This is a genomic window from Desulfobacter sp., from assembly GCA_028768525.1.
In the GTDB taxonomy this organism is placed as follows: Bacteria; Desulfobacterota; Desulfobacteria; order Desulfobacterales; family Desulfobacteraceae; genus Desulfobacter.
On record CP054837.1, the window covers coordinates 2,923,008 to 2,949,109 of the forward strand.

17 protein-coding genes and 1 tRNA gene are annotated in these 26,102 nt (G+C 55.6%); 11 read left to right on the forward strand and 7 right to left on the reverse strand.

Annotated features, from left to right (window positions below; translation table 11 throughout):
• The first annotated feature begins 43 nt into the window (after positions 1-43).
• Both HUN04_13280 and HUN04_13285 read left to right on the forward strand, forming a co-directional pair.
• Positions 44-1,015: an SPFH domain-containing protein gene (locus HUN04_13280; protein WDP90613.1), complete on the forward strand. Its 972-nt coding sequence runs from the start codon at positions 44-46 to the stop codon at positions 1,013-1,015.
• 25 nt (positions 1,016-1,040) lie between these two features.
• Positions 1,041-4,355: an AAA family ATPase gene (locus HUN04_13285; GenBank protein WDP90614.1), complete on the forward strand. Its 3,315-nt coding sequence runs from the start codon at positions 1,041-1,043 to the stop codon at positions 4,353-4,355.
• Positions 4,356-4,697: 342 nt separating this feature from the next.
• Here HUN04_13285 and HUN04_13290 read toward each other — a convergent pair whose 3' ends face one another.
• The 5 genes from HUN04_13290 to HUN04_13310 all read right to left on the reverse strand — a co-directional run bounded on the left by HUN04_13290 (position 4,698) and on the right by HUN04_13310 (position 8,588).
• Positions 4,698-4,946 carry a hypothetical protein gene (locus HUN04_13290; protein WDP90615.1) on the reverse strand — a complete coding sequence of 83 codons (249 nt, stop codon included), beginning with the start codon at positions 4,944-4,946 and terminating at the stop codon, positions 4,698-4,700.
• A 123-nt stretch (positions 4,947-5,069) separates the two neighbouring features.
• Entirely contained in the window at positions 5,070-5,591 is a 522-nt protein-coding gene (locus tag HUN04_13295; GenBank protein WDP90616.1) for a hypothetical protein, read from the reverse strand.
• 11 nt (positions 5,592-5,602) lie between these two features.
• Entirely contained in the window at positions 5,603-6,586 is a 984-nt protein-coding gene (gene floA / locus HUN04_13300; GenBank protein WDP90617.1) for a flotillin-like protein FloA, read from the reverse strand.
• A gap of 26 nt (positions 6,587-6,612) precedes the next feature.
• The gene (locus HUN04_13305) at positions 6,613-7,098 is read right to left on the reverse strand and encodes a serine protease (GenBank protein ID WDP90618.1); all 486 of its coding nucleotides are present in this window, start codon (positions 7,096-7,098) and stop codon (positions 6,613-6,615) included.
• Positions 7,098-8,588, reverse strand: coding sequence for a serine protease (locus tag HUN04_13310; GenBank protein ID WDP93284.1), 1,491 nt, complete (start codon positions 8,586-8,588; stop codon positions 7,098-7,100). The genes HUN04_13305 and HUN04_13310 overlap by 1 nt, the downstream gene beginning before the upstream one ends.
• A 304-nt stretch (positions 8,589-8,892) precedes the next feature.
• Here HUN04_13310 and HUN04_13315 point away from each other — a divergent pair, with 304 nt between their 5' ends.
• The 7 genes from HUN04_13315 (at position 8,893) to HUN04_13345 (ending at position 16,036) form a co-directional block, all read left to right on the forward strand.
• Positions 8,893-9,708 (forward strand): hypothetical protein, encoded by an 816-nt coding sequence (locus HUN04_13315; protein ID WDP93285.1) that lies wholly within the window; start codon positions 8,893-8,895, stop codon positions 9,706-9,708.
• A gap of 51 nt (positions 9,709-9,759) precedes the next feature.
• Complete coding sequence (dctP, locus tag HUN04_13320; GenBank protein WDP90619.1) at positions 9,760-10,782, forward strand: TRAP transporter substrate-binding protein DctP; 1,023 nt, start codon at positions 9,760-9,762, stop codon at positions 10,780-10,782.
• A gap of 4 nt (positions 10,783-10,786) precedes the next feature.
• Positions 10,787-11,269: a TRAP transporter small permease gene (locus HUN04_13325; protein WDP90620.1), complete on the forward strand. Its 483-nt coding sequence runs from the start codon at positions 10,787-10,789 to the stop codon at positions 11,267-11,269.
• Positions 11,266-12,549 (forward strand): TRAP transporter large permease subunit, encoded by a 1,284-nt coding sequence (locus tag HUN04_13330; GenBank protein WDP90621.1) that lies wholly within the window; start codon positions 11,266-11,268, stop codon positions 12,547-12,549. The genes HUN04_13325 and HUN04_13330 overlap by 4 nt, the downstream gene beginning before the upstream one ends.
• Positions 12,550-12,628: 79 nt before the next feature.
• A complete protein-coding gene (locus HUN04_13335) occupies positions 12,629-14,038 on the forward strand; it encodes a sigma 54-interacting transcriptional regulator (GenBank protein WDP90622.1) in 1,410 nt (469 codons plus the stop codon).
• Positions 14,039-14,209: 171 nt separating this feature from the next.
• Positions 14,210-15,859, forward strand: coding sequence for an acyl-CoA synthetase (locus HUN04_13340; GenBank protein WDP90623.1), 1,650 nt, complete (start codon positions 14,210-14,212; stop codon positions 15,857-15,859).
• Positions 15,860-15,961: 102 nt separating this feature from the next.
• Positions 15,962-16,036, forward strand: a tRNA-Val gene (locus tag HUN04_13345).
• 169 nt (positions 16,037-16,205) lie between these two features.
• Here HUN04_13345 and HUN04_13350 read toward each other — a convergent pair.
• Both HUN04_13350 and glnE read right to left on the reverse strand, forming a co-directional pair.
• On the reverse strand, positions 16,206-18,494 hold the full coding sequence (locus HUN04_13350) for a response regulator (protein ID WDP90624.1): 2,289 nt from the start codon (positions 18,492-18,494) through the stop codon (positions 16,206-16,208).
• 74 nt (positions 18,495-18,568) lie between these two features.
• A complete protein-coding gene (gene glnE, locus HUN04_13355; protein WDP90625.1) occupies positions 18,569-21,484 on the reverse strand; it encodes a bifunctional [glutamate--ammonia ligase]-adenylyl-L-tyrosine phosphorylase/[glutamate--ammonia-ligase] adenylyltransferase in 2,916 nt (971 codons plus the stop codon).
• A gap of 257 nt (positions 21,485-21,741) precedes the next feature.
• Between glnE and carA the strand changes: the two genes are divergently transcribed.
• Positions 21,742-22,884 (forward strand): glutamine-hydrolyzing carbamoyl-phosphate synthase small subunit, encoded by a 1,143-nt coding sequence (gene carA, locus HUN04_13360; GenBank protein ID WDP90626.1) that lies wholly within the window; start codon positions 21,742-21,744, stop codon positions 22,882-22,884.
• On the forward strand, positions 22,871-26,101 hold the full coding sequence (gene carB / locus HUN04_13365) for a carbamoyl-phosphate synthase large subunit (protein ID WDP90627.1): 3,231 nt from the start codon (positions 22,871-22,873) through the stop codon (positions 26,099-26,101). The genes carA and carB overlap by 14 nt, the downstream gene beginning before the upstream one ends.
• Position 26,102: the final 1 nt, after the last annotated feature.

The window sequence follows — 26,102 nt, forward strand, 5'->3', positions numbered from 1 at the left end:
TATTTACATAACTTTGATCCTTTATTCCGGGAAAGGAGCAGGTATGAGTGAACAAACGTCTCAGGTTTTTCTCCAGCGGGCACGGGTCATCACCATGGCAAGGCGCACCGCATTTATCCTTGTCATCATCGCGCTGTGCTATTCCCTGGCCGCTGTGATCTATTCCACCCAGGTGATCTACAAGGTCAAGCTCAACTACGCGGTCATCCTTGAGCAGTTCGGCGGCAAACGCCAGGCCGTCACCGATGTGGGCTGGCATTACAGGCTCCCCTTTTTCACAAAACTTGAAAAAGAGGTACCGCTGATGAACCAGAACATGTACCTGGGCGGGTCATCAGCCCCCATAAAAATTATCTCAGAAGAGAATGTGGCCCTGTGGACATCGGCCCTGATGACCTTTAAAATAAAGGACCTGAAAAAATGGGGCATTGAAAACCTCTCCCCGGAAATCCTGCTCCAGGGGGATTTCGACGGCATTTCCAAAGATATCCTCCAGGGCGAAGAGGTCAACAAACTTATCTCCGACCGAGAAACAATCAAGGAAAAAATTTTCCACGCCCTGAAAAACAGACCCATCAACCAGGACGGCCCCACCCTGGAAGGCAAATACGGAATAGCGGTGGTCTCCTTCGTTCTCAACGAAACCCGGTTCGGCGACAAGCTGGTGGAAGCCACCGAGGAAAAAAAGCGGCGCCAGCTCATTGCCGAGGCGGAAAATTATGCGGCGGACCAGGAGTCCGACCGGATCAGAAAGCTTTACAAAGCCTATCTTGACGGAATCCGTTCCCTGCATCTGGCCCTTGGCGGGGCGGAAAACGACGGGGTAAACCCGGCCCTGTTTGAATTCCTATCCCAGCAGAAATGGGCCACGGCCTACGAAAAGAACCAGAGCGACCAGAAGACATTTGTCCTCCACGGCAGCACCAGTCCCCCGGCCCTTACCCTGCCGTCCATCCGGAAAAGACATAAGGCAGCAAGGAAACCAGGACCCGACGCCCAGAAAAAAACACCTTAATTCTTGTGCAACCGGGGAGACGCCCATGGCCAAACGAATTACAAAGCAGAAAACCTATATCACCCTGCCCGAGGAAACCATTAAGAAAATCGAATCCATGGTTTCCTTCTGGAGTTACGATACCAAGGCATTTGTCAGGTCCCGCCTGAATCAGTACAGCCCGCCCCACCCCGTCGTCGCGGGGATAAAGGAGCTGGGCCATCTTATCTTTTTCATGCGCCGGAAAAAAAAGCAGATGAACGTGCTCAACAACCCGGCCATCCTCAGGGACTGGAAAAAGCGGTTCCTCTATTCCGGGGAAACCAATCCCGGAGCCTCCTGGAACCGGATCATCGAAAAGGAGCTGACCAAAGCCGAATACCAGTACCTCATTGCTGTGCTGGACCGCGAACTCACCGACCTCCACGTACCGGTTGAACTGGCGGAGATGTTCGATAAAATCTACCGGGCACACATCCGCAAAGAGCATATTGAGGATCCGGACGTGCCCAAGGCCCCCATCATGCTGGTGGAAGGGACGTCAGGCAGCGGCAAGAGCGCCACGGTGAGGGAGGCCCTGGAAACGGTGGTCTTCAGGAATGAAGTGATTCCGGCCGTGGACTGGAGGCGGAAAAAGGAAGAAATCCTGGCAGACCACAGCCTCTTTGCCTCCCTGGAGGATGTGGACCCGGAATTTGCCATGAAAATTGCCAGGAAAAAGAAACTGGACTTCTACCGCCGCCTGGCCGCCATCCCCATTCTCCGCCGGATCTTCAAAAAACGGATCATGAAAAACCTCACCCATTTCGAAGAGCAGGGCATCATGGTGGACGCCTCCATCATCACCCCCAACGACTACCAGACCGCCCTGTCCGGAGAGCCGGGCAACTATTTCAAACGGGCCATGGGCAACCCCAAGGTCACCTCCATCCGCCACATTGAAGAGGCCCATTCCGCCTTCGGCAAATCCGAAAGCAGCCCGGGCGGCGGGGGCTCGGAAAAGCAGCAGCGCACCCTCATCGACACCACCAATATCGTGCTGGACGAGATAATCGACGGCCGGCGGGACTGTTTTCTCATTGCCACCTCGGACCAGGCCCACCGCTTTGATTCGGCCATTTACCGACGGTTCGTTGAAAAGGGATGCATCGTGGACATCTCCAAATTCTGGATGAACAAGGACAACCTAAAACGGATCATCTTCCTGGAGATCAACCGCCACCAGATCCCCACCCAATACTCCCCGGACTCCGAAGAGCTTGACCAGGCCGCAGAAAAAATCTACGCCATTTTCAAGGAAAGAAGTCTGAAAATCAGTCCGGCCTACGTCAGAAAGCTGGTGGAATCCATCATCAATATCCGGGGGGATTTCATCCTGGACTTTCTGGATAACAGCATTTTGATTCGCTCCGCCTTCCAGCTGGTGGCGAAAAACGTATACGGAGAACTCTATTCCAAGGTGGTGGACCGAATGGACCGGGATGTATCCTGGGACGAATATGTGGGGGGCATCAAGGACAAGTTCTCAGAAATGGCCAACAACTGCTTCAACTACGGGGTCAGCGAAGACAAGGGCGTGGTCCTCACAGGCCCCCCGGGCTCCGGTAAAACCTTTTTGGTGCGGACCTGGCTCTCCTCCAACCTCAAGGTCCATGACATCGCCACCTCGCCCTCGGCCCTCCAGGACCCCTCCAGCCCGGTCCACGGTGCCGTCTCCAACCTGGAAAAGGTCTACGACATCGCCAAAATGGTCGCCCCCACCGTTATTTTCTTTGACGAAGGCGACGCCCTGGCCCCCAAGCGCAGCGGCACCGGCGGCCAGCCCTCGGACGCCCTGACCAATAAATTCCTGAACATTATCGACGGTGAAATCCCCCTGAACAAGGTCTTCACCGTGCTCACCACCAACCGCCTGGATATCCTGGACCCGGCACTGATCCGGTCCAAGCGATTGAAAACCCTGGAAATTTCCGGCCACATGCGGCAGAAGGACATCTTTGACATCATCAAAAAGCAATTCGAAAATGTGCCCCATTCCAGGGAATTCGAGGTGGAAAAAATCATTGAGACGGCCCAGGGCATCTGCAACACCCCGGCCGACTATACCTCTTTCACGGAAAAGGCCATTGCGCTGTGCTCCACCGAATACAAAGTGGTCCAGAAGCTGAGAGACCTGGACACAAGTACGGAAACCGAAAAATGCGATTTTGTGAAACTCAACTTCAAGACCATCCTGGGCATCCTGGATGCGGTCAAGGCACCGCCCCTGCTAAAATCCAATATCAAGAACGACCTGCAGAATTTTGTCACCCACTATGACCAGGTTCTGGAATCAGTGGCCCATGTGGAAACGGAAAAAGATTATCCCCTGGTGGAAACCCACCTGGAATCGGCCCGGCGGGAGATCTCCCAGAGCCCGGTGAGAAAAGGCAGTGTCCAGCTCAACGAATTCCTTGAAACCGAGCTGAGCAAGGAGCCCCAGGTGGGCTTCATTATCGGTGTGGGCGCCAACGACATGACAGGGATGCTGTTGCCCATCGCCACCAGCCTCACCGGCCGGGTGGAAAGCCAGCCCATCATCGTCACCGGCGCCGTCTCCTCATCCTCCCCCAACGCGGCCCAGTTGGATATGGCCGTGCAGATGACCAAACAGTCGGCCCAGGAAGCCCTGACCATGGTGAAAAACTACATCCAGGAACTGACCCCGGACATCAGCATTCCCTGGCTTTTCGGGGATTTTCTCAAACGCTACTCCCTCCACCACCAACTGCTCTCCGCCTCCTACAACGTGGGCGGTCCCTCGGCGGGCTATGCCCTGGCCCTCAACACCCTCTCGGCCCTCCTGCGCATCCCCCTGTGCATTGACTTCGGCATCACCGGCGCCCCCTGGACCAAGGGCGTCAGAAAAGACGAGGTCGGCGGCTCCGTCATCATCGGCGGCCACCGGAAAAAAACCGAAAAGGTCCTGCTCTACCTGAGGCGGATGTACATGCCCCTGCAGAACTACAAGGACCTGGAGCCGGAGTTCCTCATCGGCTACTGGCAGCGGCAAAAGGACATCATCGCCGTCACCCATTTTGCCGACCTCATGCCCGAAGTCCTCACCCTGGACGACACCCACAACAACATGAGGGAAGACCTGATCGAAAAAAGGATCTCCTACAAAAAGGAAAAGTATTACGCGGAAAAAAGCACCCCGGACCTCAAAGAGGAAATCATTCAGACCAAAAAACAAATGCGTCAGCGGGCCGAACGGGAAATCCTCCTCCGGGTCAACGCCATCCGCCGCTACCTCCAGGACGATAACCGGGAAAAATACATTTCCCATGAACAGATTTTTAACAAGTATATGGAGGGATAAACCTATGTGGTAACCCCCGTGCTGTTCTGGCGTTTGATAGTCTTATTCATCCATTAAGCGAAAAAAACATTCGCCTAATCCATGAGCATCCAGAGAAATGAACAGCACAATAACAGAATTCCACAGATCTTAAGATACTTATTAACGGTATCGGCAAACTCTGCTCCATGATTCTCTATTAATTTTTCATTGTTTGTTTTGCTCTTGGCAAGCAGTAAAAAAAAGACGGCAAACAAAGCAAAGGAGATCGGTAAAAAAAGATCAAACATAATAAAAACCTATCGCTGAGATGGATGGGTGAATCGATCGACGCCACCCAAATCCGAACACCGGCCCCACATTTCAAGACCATATAAAAAAAGTATAATATAAAAGAAGCCCTGAAAGCATAACACCAACACCTTCAAGAATTAATTGCATCCCAGAATGTTCTTTAACGGGATGGCGTTGAAAAAGATGCTTTACCTTAAATACAGGGCCACCAAGTGACTTTCTTTTTAACCCGGCGATTATCAGAAAAAAGCCCGCCAGTTCGCCAATAATTATAATGGCCCAGACACTTAATAATTTTATTTTCCAGTGTATTCCCATGAGCAGAATTTTATAAATGGGCTTATTAGGGCACTGAGGGGCGGGCATACCGGGGAGCGGCAGCCGCTTCCGGGATGCCCGCCCCGGTGTTTGTACGGGCCAGGCACCCGGAAAAGGCCAATCTTAATCGTCTCTTAATGCCACTGGTTTGCCGAGGATCTCGGACCAGACCACGGCCTGCTGGAGGGGATTCCGGGGCAGGGCCCCCTGGAAGGTGGGCAGGCCTTCAATGGCGGCCGCCCCAGGCCCGGCGGCAGCAGGTGCCGACGCCGGCTTAGCAGGCTTTTTTCTGGGGCTTGCAACCGGTTCGGCAATATAGGGTTCAGCGGCTCTTTTTTCTGCCGGAACTGTTGCAGGGCGGTCTTCGGGCAAAACAATCTCGATTTCCTCTTCCGCCATCTCTTCCCAAACCCTGCCGCTCTTTTCAGCTTCGGCCTTCCGCTTGGCCTCCAGGGCCTGCCTTTCCAGTTCCCGGGAAAACTCCCTGAGGGCTTCCCCTAACTTGCCGAACAGGGGAAACCGCTTCTTTTTGGCTTTTTTAGGCCGGACCGGCTTCTTTTTTTTCTTGCCCAGCCCCCTGAGTATTGAGGGCAGGACAAAAAAGGCAAGAAACAGGATAAGGGTAATCAGGTCGTCAAATTCCATGATCCCTTCCTTTATTTCTGGGGTTCAGGCCCGGATGATTCCGGGGTGGCGATCTTGTCCCTCATCTTGGTGTCGGCGGAAATATTCTGCATCTTGTAATAGTCCATTATGCCCAGGTTGCCGCTTCGGAAAGCGTCGGCCATGGCCAGGGGCACCTTGGATTCGGCCTCCACCACCTTTGCCCGCATCTCCTGGACCCGGGCCTTCATCTCCTGTTCCTGGGCAAATGCCATGGCCCGCTTTTCCTCGGCCTTGGCCTGGGCAATCTTCTTATCCGCCTCGGCCCGATCCGTCTCAAGCTCGGCCCCGATGTTCTTGCCCACATCCACGTCGGCGATATCGATGGAAAGGATCTCATAGGCAGTGCCCGCATCCAGCCCCTTGGTCAGGACGGTCTTGGAAATGGTGTCCGGGTTTTCCAGCACCTCCTTGTGGGTGGTGGCAGAACCGATGGTGGTGACGATGCCTTCCCCCACCCGTGCCAGGATGGTTTCCTCGCCGGCGCCGCCCACCAGGCGGTCGATATTGGCCCGGACCGTCACCCTGGAAATGGCCTTGAGCTGGATGCCGTCCTTGGCCATGGCCGCCACAAGGGGCGTTTCAATCACCTTGGGGTTGACCGACATCTGAACCGCCTCCAACACATCCCGGCCGGCCAGGTCAATGGCGGCAGTACGGTTGAAAGACAGCTCTATATTGGCCTTGTCCGCCGCGATAAGGGCTTTTACCACCCGGGAGACATCCCCTCCGGCCAAAAAGTGAGATTCCAAACTGTCCGTGGGGATATTAATCCCCGCCTTTACGGCCATGATCTTTGACTCCACAATCAGCTTGGGCGGCACCTTTCTGAACCGCATGAAAATAATATTGAACAGCCCCACCTTGGCGCCGGAAACAAGGGCCTGGATCCACAGGCCGATGTAGGAAAATGCAAAATACACCAGAACCAGGCCGATAATGCCCGCGATGATGAACAAAATGTACATAAGCTGCATAAGTCACCTCTTTAATATTGAAATTTTTATTGGTCTTTTTCGTTTCGTTCTACCACAATCCTGTTACCGGTAACCTCTGCCACCCGTACCGGGACGCCTGCCTCAATGAACTCTCCGTCCGCCACCACATCCAGCCGGACATTGTCGATCAGGGCGGTACCCGCCGGCCGCAGGGCCGTCAGGGTGCGGCCGGTTTTATTTAAATGGGCGGCCAGATCCGGGGACTGGGACATCACCCCTTCATCTGCCGACAATTCCTTTTTAAGCGCCAGGGGCGACGCTGCCAGGATCTTCATCCCGGCCAGAAACACCAGGGGCAGCACCAGGATGTCGCATCCCATGAGAATATAAAAAGCGCCGGGGGAAATGGTTGTAAAGGCCAGGTACAGGGAATACCCAAGCACCCCCAGGGCAATCACCGTCAGCATCCCCATGGAGGGGATGAACACCTCGGCCACCACCACCAGTGCGCCGACGGCCTGCAATATAATTGGAAACAGCCAGGCTTTCATTATCCGTCCTCTTTTTCTAGATTAACCTGTTCTACAATAACCTGGTTCCGGGAGACCTCGGCCACCCGGACATGGGCACCCGGATCAATAAAATCGCCCCGGGTGATGGCATCGACTTTCCTTTCCGCTTCCCCGTCCCGGATGCGGATCTTGCCCGAAGGCCGCAACTGGGTGAGGGCCACCCCGGTATTGCCCGGGGATATGCCGGCAATTGCTTTGGAGTCAGCATGGGAATCCTGCAAAGTGGCGTCCAGATAGGGGCCTTTCACCACGGCTGAAAGCAGGGGCAGCACATAACGGATCATAGAAAAAGACACCGCCAGGGCGGCCAGGGCGGCACCCATCACCAGGCCGACATTTTTCACCATAAGCCGCCCCTCCCATGGCAGGGTGGGGTCGGGCAGCACAAACCCCTGAAAAGAGAGGACCAGGCCCACGGCAATGACCAGAATGGCAGTGATCCCTGCAATGCCGAATCCGGGCAGGACAAATACCTCCACCCCCAGAAGGAGAAAGCCGATGAGGAAAATCAGCAGCTCGGTATAATCCGCCAGGCCCGCCATATACTGGTTAAAAAATACCATGCCCAGGCAAAGGATACCGATGATGCCGGGCAGCCCGAATCCCGGGGCCTTGATTTCCGTGTACAGGGCACCGATGCCGATGATCATGAGGATGGGCAGAAAGGGCTGCATGGCCCGGACCAGGTCCTCGGACCAGGTTTCGGCAACCTCGGTTTTTCCATACGCCCCGTAACCCAGAAAATCCATGGCCTCATCAATATTTTGTACGCTCTGCCGCGAAAACCCAAGGGTCAGGGCCTCTTTATCATCCATGGTCAGCAGTTCGCCGGCCTTTACAATGGTTTTCTTCCGGGTGACGCTTTTCTTCTCTGCATCGGTGAGATCCCCGTAGGCGGTCTTGTCCATATACCGGGTTTCACCCGCCAGATCCACCCGGTAGACCTCCATGGACTTGGTCACCATGGCCTCGGCCAGCACCTCGGGGTAGCCGTTCCGTTTGGCCAGGGTCCGGAACTGTGCCCTGAGAACGGTTTGTGTCTTCTCACCGGCCTCTTTATGGCCGTCCCCGGTCTGAATAATGGGGGCGCAGTCCCCGATCAGGGTATTCTCCTTCATGATCAGGGTGCCGGCGGACAGGGCAATGAGGGCGCCGGCGGAGATGGCTTTTTTTTCCACATAGGCCACGGTCCTCTCCTTTGGGACGCCGGACAGGGCCTCCACAATCTCAAAGGCGGCATCCACCCGTCCGCCGAAGGTGTCCAGCTTAAAGACCAGCACAGCGGTCTTGTCTTCTTCAACGGATTTCAATGCCCGCCGGATATAGGCGGCCATTCCCGGCTCAACCGTCCCGGAGACCGGTATGATGTACAGGTGCGGAGAAGGTGGCGCTGCCGCCGGCCCGGAGAAAAATCCGGAAAGGAAAAACGCCAGGCAGATCAATACAAGAATTTTTTTTATGGAAACCATCATGTCCCTTATCATTTCCTAAAAAAGAAAGAATACTTTAGGCATTATACCACGATTGTTAGGAATTCAACCCCAATAATGCCCTATATTTTTACGATACCAGGCCGCCCCGCTGAATCCGGTTGCATTTTTAGGCAAAAAAAGCTAATTTTTACCAGCTGATTTTCAGCCTTGTTAATATTATTTTGCCCAAGGATTTCTCAACCCGACATCCGTAATTTTTAAGGACATAATTCTTATGCAGCCCGGCACCGGAAAGCCCTTCACCGGCAATCAAACCTATTCAATCATCTTCTGGATCACGATGCTCACGGCCCTGTTTGCCGCCCAGGGGTGTTCAATCAAGCAGGACATGATGTCCCATCTTTCTTCCAGCATCATGAATAACAATGACCTCGAGATGGTCAAGGACGGGGCCCCGGCCTACCTGCTCATGGTGGACAGCCTGATTTCCCAGGATCCCGGCTCCGAAGAGATACTCGCTGCAGGGGCGCGGCTGTACACCGCCTATGCCGATGTATTTGTCACGGACAAAGAACGGTCCAAAAAAATGGCGGACAAGGCCATGGGCTATGCCCTGGATGCCGTCTGCAGTGCCGAGGACAGGGCCTGCGGCCTCAAAGAGATGGATTTTGAACAATTCAAAGCCGTTGTGGAGGAGATGGATGAGGACGACCTGCCCTATCTCTTCGGGCTGGGCAATTCCTGGGCCTCATGGATCATGGCCAACAAGGACGACTTCAACGCCCTGGCCGATATCTCCCGCATTGAAACCATCATGAAACAGGTGGTGAAGCTGGATGACACTTACAGGGACGGGGCTGCCTATCTTTACCTGGGAACCCTGGCCACCTTCCTGCCCCCGGCCCTGGGGGGAAAACCCGAGCAGGGCAGAGCCTATTTTGAAAAGGCCATCTCGCTGTCCAGGGGCAAAAATCTCATGACCAAGGTCATTTATGCCAAACTGTACGCAAAGATGATGTTCGACCGTCCCCTGCACGACCGGCTGCTCAAAGAGGTCATGGCCACCGATCCGGACATCCCCGGCTACACCCTGATCAACACCTATGCCCAGCAGCAGGCCCGGCAGTTGCTGGCGGAGGCCGACGACTATTTTTGATGGCCTGATTATTTCTAATCTGATTATTTTTAACCTTTAAGAGAGACAAATATGTTGAAAAGACTCATCCCCATCGCCGTATCCATCCTGGTTATTTTATCTGCTCCGGCATTTGCCCTTACCCTTAAAATCGCCACCATCTCACCGGAAGGATCCATGTGGATGGAAAAGATGAGGGCCGGCGCCAAAGAGGTGGCAGAAAAAACCGATAACCGGGTGAAATTCAAATTCTACCCCGGCGGGGTCATGGGCAACGACAAGGCCGTACTCAGAAAAATCCGCATCGGCCAACTCCAGGGCGGTGCCGTGGTGGCCGGCAGCCTCACCCCCTTTTTCCCGGCCAACCAGATCTATGCCCAGCCCATGAAATTCAAGTCCCAGGAAGAGGTGGATTATGTCCGGCAGCACATGGATACCTTCATCACCGAGGGGCTGGAAAAGGCGGGCTTTGTCACCTTCGGGCTCAGCGGCGGCGGCTTTGCCTATATCATGTCCAAAGAGCCCATTGAAAGCGTTGAAGACCTGCAGAAACGAAAGGTATGGATACCGGACAACGACAGTTTCAGCCAGGCGGCCGTGAAAAGCTTCGGGGTTTCCCCCATCCCGCTGCCCCTGGCCGATGTCCGCACCAGCCTGCAGTCCGGGCTCATCGACACCGTGGGCACATCGCCGGTGGGGGCCATTGTGCTCCAGTGGCACACCCAGATCAAATATGTGACCAATATCCCGCTGCTCTACCTCCATGCCGCCCTGGCCGTTGACAAGAAAAAATTCAAACGGATTTCCGCCAAAGACCAGGAAATCGTCAGGGATGTCATGACCCGGGCCTTCAGGGAAATCGACCGCCAGAACCGGGAGGATGATGCCAAGGCCATTGATGCATTGAAAAAGCAGGGCATTAAATTCATCACCCCGGGCGAGGACCTGCTGAAAGAGTGGCAGCTTCGGGCGGAAACAGCGTCTGAAAACATGGTCTCCTCCGGCGCCCTGCCCAAGGAAGCGGTGGAACGGCTTGACGCCCTGCTCTCGGAGTACCATAAAACCAACCCGGAAAATACAGGCGCTGCCCAATAATCCCATGCGCCGGCTGATATCCATTTTACAGAAAATCGAAGACGGGGTGCTGGTGTTCCTGCTCCTGGCCATGATCTTTACGGCCGTACTCCAGATTTGCTTAAGGAATTTCTTTGATGCCGGCATTGTCTGGGCCGACCCCCTGGTCCGGGTGCTGGTGCTCTGGCTGGGCCTCATCGGCGCCATGTGCGCATCGAGAACCGGCAACCACATCAGCATCGACGTTATTTCCAGATACCTTCCCAAAGGGGTAAAACGCTTTACCAGCCTGGCTGTATATCTGTTCACCGCCGGCGTCACCGGGCTGATGACCTGGCACAGCCTCCGCTTTGTCGCCATGGAAAAAGCCGACGGCATGACCGCCTTTGCCAATGTCCCGGCCTGGGTCTGCGAGGTCATCATCCCCGGGGCCTTTGCCGTCATCTGCATCCGGTACACCCTCTTTTTCATTAACCACAGCCGCCAATTATTCAATTCCAAACCATGACCTATACCATTATCGGCATACTCATCCTTGCTGCCTTTTTAGGCGCCCCGCTCTTCTCGGTTATCATTGCCGGGGCCATGCTGGGATTTTACCATTCTGAAATCGACCTGTCGGTCATGGCCATCGAGCTCTACCGGATCGCCGACACCCCCATTCTGCTGGCCCTCCCCCTGTTTACCTTTGCCGGTTACATCCTGGGGGAAAGCAATACCTCAAAGCGGCTGGTACGGCTGACCCAGGCTTTCCTGGGATGGATGCCCGGGGGACTGGCCATTGTGGCCTTTGTGGTCTGCGCCCTGTTCACGGCCTTTACGGGAGCTTCCGGCGTCACCATCGTGGCCATGGGGGCCCTGCTCTATCCGGCCCTGAAAGAGGCGGGCTATGGTGATGATTTCAGCCTGGGGCTGGTCACCACATCGGGCAGCCTGGGGCTGCTGCTGCCCCCGTCCCTGCCCCTGATCCTATACGGGATCATTGCCCAGCAGATGAGTGAAGGGGCGGATATCTCCATTGAGTCCCTCTTTCTGGCCGGTATTTTCCCGGCCCTGCTCATGATCTTCATGCTGTCGGCCTGGAGTATCTGGACCAACCGTAAACATCCCCTGCCCCTGACCAAATTTGAATTCAGGGCCTGCCGGGCCGCCTTCAGGGAAGCCATCTGGGAAATTCCCCTGCCCCTGTTTGTCTTTTTCGGCATTTACTCGGGCTATTTTGCCGTGTCCGAAGCCGCCGCCGTCACCGCCATGTATGTTTTGGTGGTGGAGGTGATGATATACAAAGAAATCCCCCTCTCCCGGCTGCCCGGAATTATCCGGGAGTCCATGATCATGGTGGGGGGCATCCTGCTGATCCTGGGGGTTTCCCTGGCCCTGACCAACTACCTCATCGACGCCGAAGCCCCCATGCGGCTCTTTAGCCTCTGCCAGACCTTTGTGTCCAGCAAGCTGGTCTTTCTCATCCTGCTCAATATCTTCCTGCTGCTGCTCGGGGCCATGCTGGACATTTTCTCGGCCATCATCATCATGGTCCCCCTGATGCTGCCTGTGGCAGCAGAGTACGGGGTCCATCCCGTCCACCTGGGCATTATCTTTCTGGCCAATATGCAGATCGGGTATTTCACCCCGCCCGTGGGCATGAATCTTTTCATTGCAGGTTACAGGTTTAACAAACCCATTGTAGATATATACAAGGCCACCATTCCCTTCATGTTCGTACTGCTCCTCTCCGTGCTCATTATCACCTACTGGCCTGCCCTGAGCCTGTTTTTGATTTCTCTCTAGTTCCCCGGCCTCTTTTTAGCCCCATCCGGAGCCCGGGGAAAAAGATGTCCCGATTTCCCTTCGGAAAAGGAGGTGTACAATGTCAGGCAGCTTGGTTCATCAGACCCCGCAGGCAACCGCCCGTGCCCTGGAAAGGGAACTCAACCGCTACCGGGCCGTATTCGACAACGCCGGCGCCGGCACCATTATCTCCGAGGCCGATATGACCATCTCCCTGGCCAACGATGAGTTTTCCCGGATGAGCGGATACGCCCGGGGCGACATCGAAGGAAAAATGCCCTGGACCCGGATCGTGGCCTTTCCCGAGGACAGGGAAAAAATGATCCGTTACCACCGGACCCGGCGGATCGCCCCCGAACACGCGCCACGGGACTATGAGTTCACCCTCAAGGACAGCGGCGGCGGCCACAAACAGATCATTGCCAGGGTGGCCATGATCCCGGGAACGGACAAAAGTGTGGGTTCCTTTATCGATGTATCCCCCATCCTGAGGGCCAGGGAGGCCCTGCTGCACCGGGAAAATAAAAAACTGAGACGGGCACTGGGCAAAGGCACGCGGTTCTGCGGCATCGTGGGCAAAAGCCCGGCCATGGCGGAAGTCTACGAACTCATCCTCCGGGCGGCTGCCGCAGACGTGAACGTCATTATTTACGGGGAATCGGGAACGGGTAAAGAACTGGCCGCCAAGGCCATCCACACCATGAGCGACCGGTCGGATAAACCGTTCATCCCGGTCCACTGCGGTGCCATCCCCCCCAACCTCATGGAAAGCGAATTTTTCGGCGTCCGCCAGGGGGCCTTTACCGGGGCGCTTAAAAACCGCCCCGGCCTTCTGGACCTGGCCCACCACGGCACGCTTTTTCTGGACGAGCTGGGAGAAATGGATCTTAACTTCCAGGTGAAACTGCTCAGGGTGCTTGAAGGCGCGGGGTACATGCCCGTGGGAGGCCGGCAGGTCAAAATCCCGGACATCCGCATTGTTGCCGCCACCAACCGGAATCTGAACCAGTTGGTAAAGGCGGGAAAAATGCGGGAGGATTTTTTCTACCGCATCCATATCCTGCCCCTCTACCTCCCTCCCTTGAGGGAGCGAAAAGAAGACATCCCCCTGCTGGTCAGCCATTTCCTCGAAAAATACCAGGCCGGGATAACGGCCCTGCCCGGCCACCTCATGGCGTCCCTCCAGGCCCATGACTGGCCCGGTAATGTGCGGGAACTGGAAAATACGCTCCAGCGGTATATCAGCCTGGACAACCTCGACATTCTGGGCAGCGGCACGCCGGCAGCGTCACAGGCCCTGCCCTCCCCGGGCCGTGGGGATGCATCCCTGAAAACCGCATTAAACCGGTTTGAAAAAGCCTATATCACCAACATACTGAACCAAAACCAGTGGAACAGGAAAACCACGGCCGAGGCGTTATCCATCGGACGTAAAACCCTGTACATGAAAATGAGGAACCTGGGTATCAACCGACCGGGTCAAACCTGACCCAACGGGTCAGATTTGACCCGTTTCAACAAATCCCCCTAGGCACGCCCGGTTACCGGTCCGGCGTTAATCAAGGTCCTGCCGGCTCCGGCCCGCCCCGGCATGCTTTGTGAATTGACTCTCCATGATTGCGTCAATGCATCATCAACCCCTTATCTGCAAGGAGGAACCATGTCATCACTTTCGTCGGAAGAAAAATCCCGTTTTTCAACCCTGAACAAAGAAAACCTTGATTTCCTCATGAACCGGTACAACCGGGTCAACCGCTGGGTCATCGGCGACATGATCCGCAGGAGCGCCTACCACCACCCGGACAAAACCGCACTGGTCTTCAAAGAGCGCTCCCTGACCTACGCAGAACTGGAAAAGGAGACCAACCGGGTGGCCAACGGCCTGCTGGACCTGGGGGTAAAGAAATACGACCGGGTGGCCATACTGGCCCATAACACCATGGATCACGTCCTGACCTGGCTGGGGTGCTGCAAAATCGGGGCGGTCTACCTGGCCATCAATTACCTGCTCAAGGGAAAGGACGTCACCTATTGCATCGACCATTCAGAGAGCCGGGTTTTCATTGTGGAAGACGCCCTTTACAGTTTAGTTGAAGGGGTGATTGACGACATGGGCACGGTTCAGTCCTTTATCTGGTCCGATGACATGGCCGGTACGGCGCCGCCCTCGGACCGGTTCAAAGATTTTAAAACCTGGTACCGGGCCTATCCGGACACCGAGCCCCAGGCCATCCTTCGCATTGAGGATCCCTGCCAGATGACCTATACTTCGGGCACCGAATCCCTGCCCAAGGGGGTCATCATTTCCAACCAGGCCCTCATGGCCCAGTACATGGGCGCCATCATCGACGGCAACTACGAGGCCTCCGACATCAACGTCAATGCACTGCCCATCTACCACTGCGCCCAGCGGGACGTATTCATGAATCCGGTTTTCTGGCTGGGGGGCACCAATATCCTGGTTACGCCTGAAATCGACACCATCCTGAAAACCATCGACCAATACCGGGCCAATATGTTCTTTGCCCCGCCCACGGTGTGGATCGGCCTGCTCCGCCACCCGGACTTTGACAAGTACGATCTTTCCTGCCTGAAAAAATGTTATTACGGGGCCTCCATCATGCCCGTGGAAGTACTCAAGGAAATCCTTGAGCGGCTGCCCGGGGCAGGGGTGTACAACTACTACGGCCAGACGGAACTGGCTCCCTACCACACCATCCTCAAGGCCGAGGATGCCATGGACAAGCTGGGCTCCGCCGGCATGGCAGGGCTGAATATGGAATCCCGGCTGGAAGATGAAACCGGGGCCCAGGTCGCGGACCCGGGGCAGCCCGGCGAAATCTGCGGCAGAGGCCCCCATGCCATGATCATGTACTTCAAAGAACCTGAAAAGACCGAAGAGGCCATGGTCGGCGGCTGGTTCCACTCCGGAGATATCGGCATTGAGGATGCCGACCGTTACATCTCCGTGGTGGACCGGAAAAAAGACATGATCAAAACCGGCGGGGAAAACGTCTCCACAAGGGAGGTGGAAGAGGCCATCTACCTGGACAAGCGGGTGGAGGAAACCGCCGTCATCGGCCTGGCCCATGCCAAATGGGTGGAGGCCGTGGCCGCCGTGGTGGTCCCCCGGAAGGGTGAAGCAATAGATGCCCAGGAGATCATCGACCTTTGCCGCGAACACCTGGCCCCCTTCAAGGTGCCCAAAAAAGTGGTGATTGTGGACGCCCTGCCCAAGACCCCAACGGGTAAAATCCTGAAACGGGATATGCGGGAGGAATACAAAGACCTTTTCTCCGCTGACCGATAGACGGCAGGAAGCAGCAATGTCCCTGCGCAGAATAATCCTGCGCAGTGCAAGAAAACACTTGCTTCTGGCCTGAGAATCATTTATAAAATGCACCACACTCAGGGGCGATTAACTCAGCGGGAGAGTGCTACCTTCACACGGTAGAAGTCACTGGTTCAATCCCAGTATCGCCCACCATAAAAATAAAGGGATTATGGAATTTATCCATAATCCCTTTTTGATTTTATGGCCTGTTTATTTTCGCATTCATAAAATCCCCTTTTTTACTGCAGTCGTTGGCAAACCCAAGGAATTTAAAGACAATTTAAAATCCTTAAGAAACCTGACACTTATCACCGCTCTGATTTCAACGGCTTCCAAAATCCAGCAGTCTGTTTATCGTATCCACGTAGATTTTATTCCGGCAGGGTTTTGACAGGTGGAGAACCTTCGGGTCCTCTTTTTGCAATCCGGCCAAAGACTCCAGAAACTCAATATTCCCTGAGACAAACAGTACGGGAACGGTTTTGTCCTTTTCCCTGATGAAGCGGTACACATCCATCCCGTTCATTCCGCCGGTCAGGATATAATCCAAACAGATACCGTCATAGGCATTTTTTCCAATCAATTCCTCGGCACGGCGGCCGTCCGGTGCCACATCCACCCTGTGGTTGAAAGGGGGGCGGCTCAGTATCTGTTTCTGGATACTCGAAATTTCTTTCTCGTCTTCCACAATTAGAATGCGTTTTCCTGTGTGCAGCACACTGTGGTTCAATGCCTCTTTTTCCTCTTCGGTGAGTTCCTTTTCCATGGCCGGGAAACAGAGGATAAAAGTGGCGCCACCGTCGGCGCCGGAGCGAACCCGGATATTGCCGCTGTGCTGTTCCACATATTTTTTGACATTGGCCAGGCCGTAGCCCGTGCCCTTTGTATCCGGGCCGTAAGCATCTATTTTGTCCCTGCTTCCTTTCAAGGTAAAGGACGGATCGTAAATGCGGTCCAGGTAGGCGTCGGGGATGCCGCAGCCGTTATCTGCCACCTCGACACAAATCATGCCCCTGTCATTAAAGGTCCGTATCCGGATTTCAGGCTCCCCGGTCAACTCAACGGCGTGGAGTGCATTCTGAACCAGATTGACAAGGGCATGCTCAATCATCCCGGGATCTGCGAACAATTCGGGAAGAGCCTCTTCCGCCTCAAACCTGAAAACCACCTTGTCCGCATCCTTTCCCATGAGGCGGACCACCTGCTCAATTTTCCCGTTGAGGTTGAAAAATTCAGGCTTGGGGGAACGGTCCTTGGCAAAGGCCACCAGGTTTTTTGTCAGATTTTTCCCCCGTTGGGACTGGTCGAAAATCAACCGCATTGTGCGTTTAACATCCATATTGTCGAAATCTTCGATAAGCAGTTCGGCACTGCCCATGATCACGGCAAGGACATTGTTGAAATCATGGGCCATTTTTCCAGCAATCTGGCCCACCAGGGCGTATTTTTTCTGCTCCGCCACAAGATTCTGCACCCGGATTTTTTCTTCTTCCTCCCACTGGCGCCGTTCAATTTCCTCTTTTAGTTCCCGGTTGGTCATCTTCAATTCATCGGCCTGGCGGTTCAGCCGCCGGAACATATCGTCCAAGGTGGTTTCCAGCAGCTTTATCTCATTTTTTTCTGAAGGGATCACAGGCATTTTTTTTCCGGTTCCAGGACCCATCCGACCGGTTTTGGATACAAGCCGCCTCAGGGGGATAAAGACCTGCCGCTTCAAAAAAAGAAGGCCCACCACCACAGCCCCGGCCCCGGCCAGGAGAATATAAGCAAGGGAAGTGGCCATGGCGTTCCTGCCCCTGGCAGAAATTTTGTCCGGAATCCTGGATTTAATCACAAAGGCGGTATCGCCTTCAATGCCCGGATAGGCTTCATACACATACACCATGCGGTCCTCTTTATCCCTTACAACCCGCCGGGACGCCTGTTCCCCGGTGTCCGCCAGAACAGGCCGGGCCTCGGACGAACCGGGGGGGAGCAGGACAAAATCCACCTGGGTCTGCTCCCTGAGCAGGGCAAGCAGGGCAGGGGTGATCAAGCGGCCCATCACAGCCGTCCCCCGCACAGGCCCCTGGTTATGATTGTTCAGGATGGGACGGGCGGCCAGGATCATGGGGCCGCGGGAGGTGGTATAAATGCCTGACAGGCCGGAGCGGAAAAGCGCCATACCCTCTGTACGATAATTGAGTGCCGGATGATTTTCCGGGAAGCTCGGACCGGGGAAAAGCCGGGGCACAATATCCCGGCCGGTATCCAGTTCAACGGCCCTGCCGTAAACAACCTTTCTGTTGGTGTCTATGAAATAAATCAGGTTGACCGCATTATCTTTAAAGGTGCTTAAGGGCAGATTCGTTTCTATATACTCCCCGGCGCCTGATGTGATGAAGGTGTAGGTTTCATCCCAGGCCGACCAGTCGTGGAGCAGGGAATCCAGATGATGAATTTCCCTGGCCACTGCCCGGCTGACCCGTTTGGCATTTTTCACTGCCTCGTCACCTTCGATGGACTGGAAACTGGGAAGGAAAATATAGGTATTGACCGCCAGGGTCGCCGCCCCGAAAAATACGAAAAAGAAGAGCAAAACAAAAACGAATTTTGCTTTTATGGTCACCACGCGCCCCTTTCCTGGAAAACGGGTTCATATCTCAGCACGGAACCATACCATAAGCACCTAAAAAAACATAGACTTTAACCTGAGGCTTCCTGCTCCCGGCGAAGGTATGCATCGTAATACCCGGCCACGGCTTCGGTGGTTTCCCTGAACTGCCCATCGTCAACCGTCAGCGGCCTTTCCTGCAAGGTCAACCGGTGCATCACCCGGCGCATGGCCACATAGGCCTCCTGCAGCATCTGGCTCTCTCCGGCTGAAATCAGCCCCTCCACACTCAGCCCTTCCATAAGCCGGATATTGTCGGTCCATACCGCCACATCGGGATGGGCATGGGCGTGGCGGAGGGTCAGGTACTGCACGAGAAATTCAATATCCACAATCCCCCCACGGCCCTGCTTCAAGTCGAAAACACCCGGTTCGTACTCAAGCCGCTGCTTCCGCATCCTTTCCCGCATCTCCCCCACCTCTTTTTGCAGGGTATCCGGCTCCCGACTTCGGGTAAGCACCTTATGCCGGATTTTCTCAAAGCGTTTGAACAGGGCAGGATCTCCTGCCACGGGGCGGGCCCGGATCAGGGCCTGGTGCTCCCAGGTCCAGGCCTGGTTCTCCAGGTAGTCCTCAAAGGCCTCCACATGGGAAACAATGGTCCCGGAATCGCCGCCGGGCCGCAGGCGCATGTCCGCCCCGTAAAGGGTGCCGGCGGCGGTATGCATGGTCAGGGCGTGGATCACCCGCTGGCCCAGGTTGGAGTAGAACCGGACTGTGTCAATGGACCGGTCACCGCCCTGGGTATAGCCGGGCTCCGCATCAAAGAGAAAAACCAGGTCCAGGTCTGACTTGTACCCCATTTCCAGGCCCCCGACCTTGCCGTAGGCCACAACGGCAAACCGGCACCCGCTGATGCCTGAATCCGGTATCCCTTCAGGAAGTCCGTACTTGGCCGTAACAATATCCAGGGCCGACGCCAGCACCTGGACCAGAACGGTTTCGGCAATCCAGGTAAGATGGTCGCTGACTTTCATCAGCGGATAGTTGCCGCTGACATCGGCGGCCGCCACCCTCAGGGTGTTGATCTGCCGGAACATATTGAGTTCCTCCAGCAGGAATTCAACATCCCCCTTGGGGGTCCGTTCCATGCGCCGGGCCATCTCCTTTTCCAGGGCATCCCGCTTGGGCGGGGCGTACAGGGTTGCCGGATGCATGAGTTCGTCCAGCAGGGCAGGGTGGCGGCTCAGAAAATTGATGATCCAGGGGCTTTTCCGGGCCAGTACCACAAGGGTATCCAATGCCCCCTTGTTTTCGATGAGCAGGCCAAGGTAAGTGGTGCGGCGCTCAATGGTAACCACCAGGTCCAGAAGCCGGTTGAGTACAGCCTGGGCATCCGAGGCCCGGCCGGCCTTTTTCACCAGGCGGGGCACCAGCCTGGCCAGTTTTTTCCGCCCCCCCGGGGAGAGGCGCTGGGTATTGGGGTGGCCGGCCAGGGAGCGCAGCAGGCTTAAAACCTGGCCGGGATCCTCGTAGCCGGCAATGGAGATGGCATCGCCCAGAAACTGGGGATCATTGATATTTTCCCAGATCCGGCTCAGGTCCTGGTTGTTGCGGTCTTCCCCCTCGTCATGGTCCTCTTCCACCAGAAGCTGGGAGAAATGGCCGTGTACAAGGCCCAGCACCCGGCCGAGTTCTGAATAGAAGGCCTCAACCGATGCAAACCCGGCAGAGAAGGCCAGTACCTGTCGCTGAACCGGATCTTCCGGAATATCATGGGTCTGGCGGTCCTGGTATTCCTGGAGCCGGTTTTCCACCATCCTCAGGAAACAATAGGCAGACTTTAATTCCTCACAGGTTTTGGCATTGATACATTTTTGATCAAGCAGCAGGTCCAGTACCCTGAGGATGGGCCGGACCTGCAGGTCCGGTTCCACACCGCCCCTGATGAGCTGGAAAAGCTGGCCGAAGAACTCGATTTCACGGATCCCCCCGGCCCCCAATTTGATATTGTTTTTCAGCTTTGCGCTTTTCACCTGGAGGGTGATCCGGTGCTTCATGTCCCTGAAGGAATCAAAGGACCCGTAGTCAAAGTACCGCCTGTAAATAAAGGGTTTCAAGTCACCGAGCAGCGCCTCCCCGGCGGCCAGGTCTCCGGCCACGGGCCGGGCCTTGATCATGGCGTAGCGTTCCCACTCCCTGCCCTGGGACTGGTAGTACTCTTCAAAGGCCGCCGCACTCATGACCAGGGGCCCGCTGTCGCCGAAGGGCCTCAGCCGTGTATCCACCCGGTAAAAATGTGCGCCGGGCCCGGACTTAAAGAGTTTTAAAAATTCACGGCAGAGTTTTGTAAAGAATTCATCATTTGAAACGGGGCTCTCCCCGTTGGTATATCCCTCCTGGGGATAGGCAAAAATCAGGTCGATATCTGAAGAAAAATTCAGCTCTCCGGCGCCGAGCTTGCCCATGCCCAGCACAATGATCTGCTGGAAATTCCCCTGGGCATCCGTGGGCGTTCCCAGGCGACGGCACATGGCCGTGTATAAATAATCCATACCCGCGGATATGCAGGCAGAGGCCAGTCCGGAGAGATCCGCCATGGTTTCTTCCAGGCCGGCGGCGCCGCTCAGGTCCCGCCAGGCAATACGGATGAGTTCATACAATTTAAACCGGAAAAGTATCTCTTTTACCTCTGCCGGCTCCTTCTTTTCCCCGAGTTTTCCCCTGAGCCTGCTCTCCAGGGTAGCCGGAGAATAGGCCCGTTCCAGGTCCCCTGATTCAGCAAGGCAGGCCGCCATCTCCGGGTCCCGGGCCATCTGTTCTGCGGCAAACTCGCTGAAAAGCATCAGCTTCAAGAATCCTGCACTGCCCCACACCGGCTTCCCGGCATGGCGGGCGTCCACTGCGGCATAAAAGGCTTCAAGCCTTTGGATTAAAAGGGCTTCAAGGTCCGGGGCAAGATCCGGAAAAGTTGAACGGATAACAGGTGTCAGGGATGTTGGGGTCATGGCATGGCCTTATTTTTCCAAAATTATAGCAACTTTGGATGATATACCCCATAGTTCAGTTCCAAATCAATCAATATCGGTAAGGGCTGGGACCGTTCGCCGGAGAATCTGTCCGTATTTTCCCATACCTGTATCCGGCGGCAGAAACAAATCCGGGCTTGAAAATCAGGGCCTTTTTATGGTATCAAGACAGGTTCGATTTGTATAAAGACAACGCGTTTATATCAACCCAGAGCACGGACAGGTAAAAATCCATTATGAAAGCATTACTAGCCCTGGAAGATGGCAGAACCTTCCCCTGCAAGAGTTTTACAGGACCGGGGGAAGCATCCGGAGAAGTGGTCTTCAACACCAGTATGACCGGGTACCAGGAAATCCTGACAGACCCATCCTACTACGGCCAGATGGTCACCATGACCTATCCCCTTATCGGCAATTACGGGGTCTGCCCCGAGGATACCGAATCCGACCGGATTCAGGTGGCAGCCTTTATCATTAAAGAGTACCAGGAATTCCCGAGCAATTTTAGATCCAAGGGCACCCTGGCAGACTACTTGATCAAATCCCATGTTCTGGGCATTGAAGACCTGGATACCCGGGCCCTGACCCGGCATATCAGAAAATCCGGGGCCATGCGGGCGGTGATTTCCACCACAGACCTGGATCCCGATTCCCTGGTGGCCAAGGCCAAGGCCATCCCCTCCATGGAGGGCTCCGACCTGGTGGGCTATGTCACCACCAAAAAGCCCTACTTCTGGAAGTACAACCAGCCCGACTATGTGGATATCGACAAACTCAACGATCCGCTGATCTGGCGGCACCGGGGCAAGAAATATTCTGTGGTGGCCCTGGACTTCGGCATCAAGTACAACATCATCCGGTGCCTGGAACAGGCCGGATGCGAGGTCCTGGTGGTACCGGCAACCACATCCGCTGAAACCGTCAAAGCCCTGAAGCCCGACGGCATTTTCCTTTCCAACGGCCCGGGGGACCCCGAACCCCTGACCTATGCCGTGTCCACCATTAAAGAACTGCTGGGCCATGCCCCCATCTTCGGCATCTGCCTGGGGATGCAGCTTCTGGGCCTGGCCATGGGCGGAAAGACCATGAAAATCAAATTCGGCCACCGGGGCGGCAACCAGCCCGTGAAAAACATGGATACGGGAAAGGTGGAAATCACCTCCCAGAACCACGGGTTTGCAGTGGACCTCACCAGCCTGGACAAAGAGGCCTCGGCCCTTACCCACATCAATTTGAACGAAGATTCCCTGGAAGGATTAAAAAACGATTCCATCCGGGCCTTTGCCGTCCAGTACCACCCCGAGGCCTCCCCCGGCCCCCACGATGCGGCCTATCTTTTTAACCAGTTTGCAAAAGTGATGGAAAATGCCAAAGCGTAACGATATCCAGAAAATCCTGATCATTGGTGCAGGTCCGATCATTATCAGCCAGGCCTGCGAGTTTGACTATTCCGGCACCCAGGCCTGTAAGGCCCTGAAGGAAGAGGGATTCGAGGTGGTGCTCATCAATTCCAACCCCGCCACCATCATGACCGACCCCGAAACCGCGGACCGGGTCTACATTGAGCCGGTGACACCGGAAACCCTGTGCAAAATCATCGAAAAAGAGCGGCCCGACGCCGTTCTGCCCACCCTGGGCGGCCAGACCGCATTGAATACCACCATTGATGCGGCAAAAACCGGCATCTTTGAAAAATACAACATCGAACTCATCGGCGCCTCCATTGATGCCATCAACAAGGCCGAAGACCGGGAACTTTTCCGGGACGCCATGAATAAGATCGGCCTGCGGATTCCCAAAAGCGGGTTTGCCACCACCATGTACGAGGTGGAGGAAGTCTCCAAGCGCATCGGCTTTCCCATCATCGTACGGCCCAGTTTCACCCTGGGCGGCACCGGGGGCGGCGTGGCCTATAACTCCGAAGAACTGGCCAAGCTGGCCAAGGCCGGCCTGGACGCCTCCCTGATCACCCAGGTCATGCTGGAGGAATCGGTCCTGGGCTGGAAGGAGTACGAGCTGGAGGTGATGCGGGACCATGCCGACAACGTGGTCATCATCTGTTCCATTGAGAACATCGACGCCATGGGGGTGCACACCGGAGATTCCATCACCGTGGCCCCGGCCCAGACCCTGTCGGACAAGGAATACCAGAAACTGAGGGATGCCTCCATCGCCATTATCCGGGAAATCGGGGTGGATACCGGCGGCTCCAATGTCCAGTTTGCCGTGAACCCGGAAAACGGGGATATCATTGTTGTTGAAATGAACCCCAGGGTCTCCCGTTCATCGGCCCTGGCCTCCAAGGCCACAGGATTTCCCATTGCCAAAATTGCGGCAAAACTGGCCGTGGGCTATACCCTGGACGAAATCCCCAACGACATCACCGGCGAAACCATGGCCTGCTTTGAGCCCTCCATCGACTATTGCGTCTTGAAAATCCCAAGATGGACCTTTGAAAAATTCCCGGAAACCGATGACATTCTGACCACGGCCATGAAGTCGGTGGGCGAAACCATGGCCATCGGCCGGACCTTTAAGGAAGCCTTCCAGAAGGGCATGCGCTCCCTTGAAATCGGCAGGGCCGGTTTTGGCGCCGACGGCAAGGATCCCGAACCCGGATCTGTCGCCGGCAATGACCTTGAATACATGCTCTCCACCCCCAACTCCCAGCGGCTGTTCTATATTAAATACGCCATTGAACACGGCATGCCCATCACCATGATCCATGAGCTGACAGCCATTGATCCCTGGTTCCTCTATCAGTTCAAACAGATCGTGGACCTGGAAAAGCAGCTGAAGCTGGCCGGCAAGCACCTGCCCCGGGATCTTTTTGAGCAGGCCAAAAAATACGGATTCTCAGACAAGCAGCTGGCAGCGCTTTCCGGCCTCACGGACAAGCAGATCGAACAGAACCGAAAAGACCTTGGCATCGTCCCCGTGTACAAGCTGGTGGATACCTGTGCCGCAGAATTCAGGGCATCCACGCCCTACTATTACTCCACCTATGAAACCGAGTGCGAGGCCCGGGTGGAAGATAAAAAGAAAGTCATCATCCTTGGCGGCGGCCCCAACCGTATCGGCCAGGGCATTGAGTTTGACTACTGCTGCGTCCACGCCTCCTTCGCCCTGAGGGAAGAGGGGGTGGAATCCATCATGGTCAACTCCAACCCGGAGACCGTATCCACAGACTATGACACCTCGGACAAGCTCTACTTCGAGCCCCTGACCCGGGAGGATGTCCTTCACATCGTGGAGAAAGAGAAACCATTCGGCGTCATTGTCCAGTTCGGCGGCCAGACCCCCCTGAACCTGGCCACTGATCTTCAGAAGGCCGGCGTCCCCATCATCGGCACCAGCCCGGAAAGCATTGACCGGGCAGAGGACAGGGACCTGTTCCAGGCCATGCTGGAAAAGCTGGGCCTGCGCCAGCCGGAAAACGGCATCGCCCATTCCTATAAAGAGGCGCGCAACGTGGCCCGGGACATCGGATACCCCGTCATGGTCAGGCCCTCATTTGTCCTGGGCGGCCGGGCCATGAAGATCGTCTACGATGAAGCCGACCTGGAAGAATATTTTGACCTGGCGGTCCAGGCCTCACCGGACAAGCCGGTACTCATTGATAAATTCCTGGAAGAGGCTTTTGAGCTTGATGTGGACGCCATCTCCGACGGCGAAGACACCATCATCGGCGGCATGATGGAGCATATTGAGGAGGCCGGCATCCACTCCGGCGACTCCGCCTGCGTCCTGCCCCCTTACTCCATTGCCCAGCACCACATTGATGAAATGGCGGAAGCAGCCCGGGCCATTGCCAAGGAACTGAAGGTCAAAGGCCTGATGAACATCCAGTTCGGCATCATGAACGATACGGTGTACATCATTGAGGTCAACCCCAGGGCCTCCCGGACCATTCCCTTTGTCTCCAAATCCATTGGCGTGCCCCTGGCCAAGCTGGCCACCAAGGTCATGCTGGGCAAGACCCTCAAGGAACTGGGCCTGACCCGTGAGGTGATTCCCCCATATTACTGCGTAAAAGAAGCGGTCATGCCCTTTGACCGGTTTGCCAATGTGGATCCCGTTCTGGGCCCTGAAATGAAATCCACAGGCGAGGTCATGGGCATTGACAAGGACCTGGGCGCCGCCGTGGCCAAGGCGCAGTTCGCCGCAGGACAACGGCTGCCCAAGGAAGGCACGGTGTTCATCTCCGTCCAGGACAAGGACAAAGATGCCGCCCTGCCCGTGGCCAGGAGTTTCCATGAAATGGGCTTCACCATCATGGCCACCCGGGGAACCGCCCAGTTCCTGGCGGAAAACGACGTACCGGCCAATGTGGTCAAAAAAGTGTCGGCAGGACGGCCCCATGTTGTGGATGCGGTGAAAAACAATGAGATCCAGCTCATCCTCAACACCGGTGCTTCCAGCCAGACCCAGCGGGACGGGTATGAAATCCGCCGTGCGGCCATCAAGTACAAAATCCCCTATGCCACCACCACCGACGGCACCAAGGCCATCTGCTCGGCCATCCAGGCCATGAAGCGGGAAAGCCTTTCCGTCAACCCCATCCAGCATTACCATAAGGAGAATAAGATCGGATAAT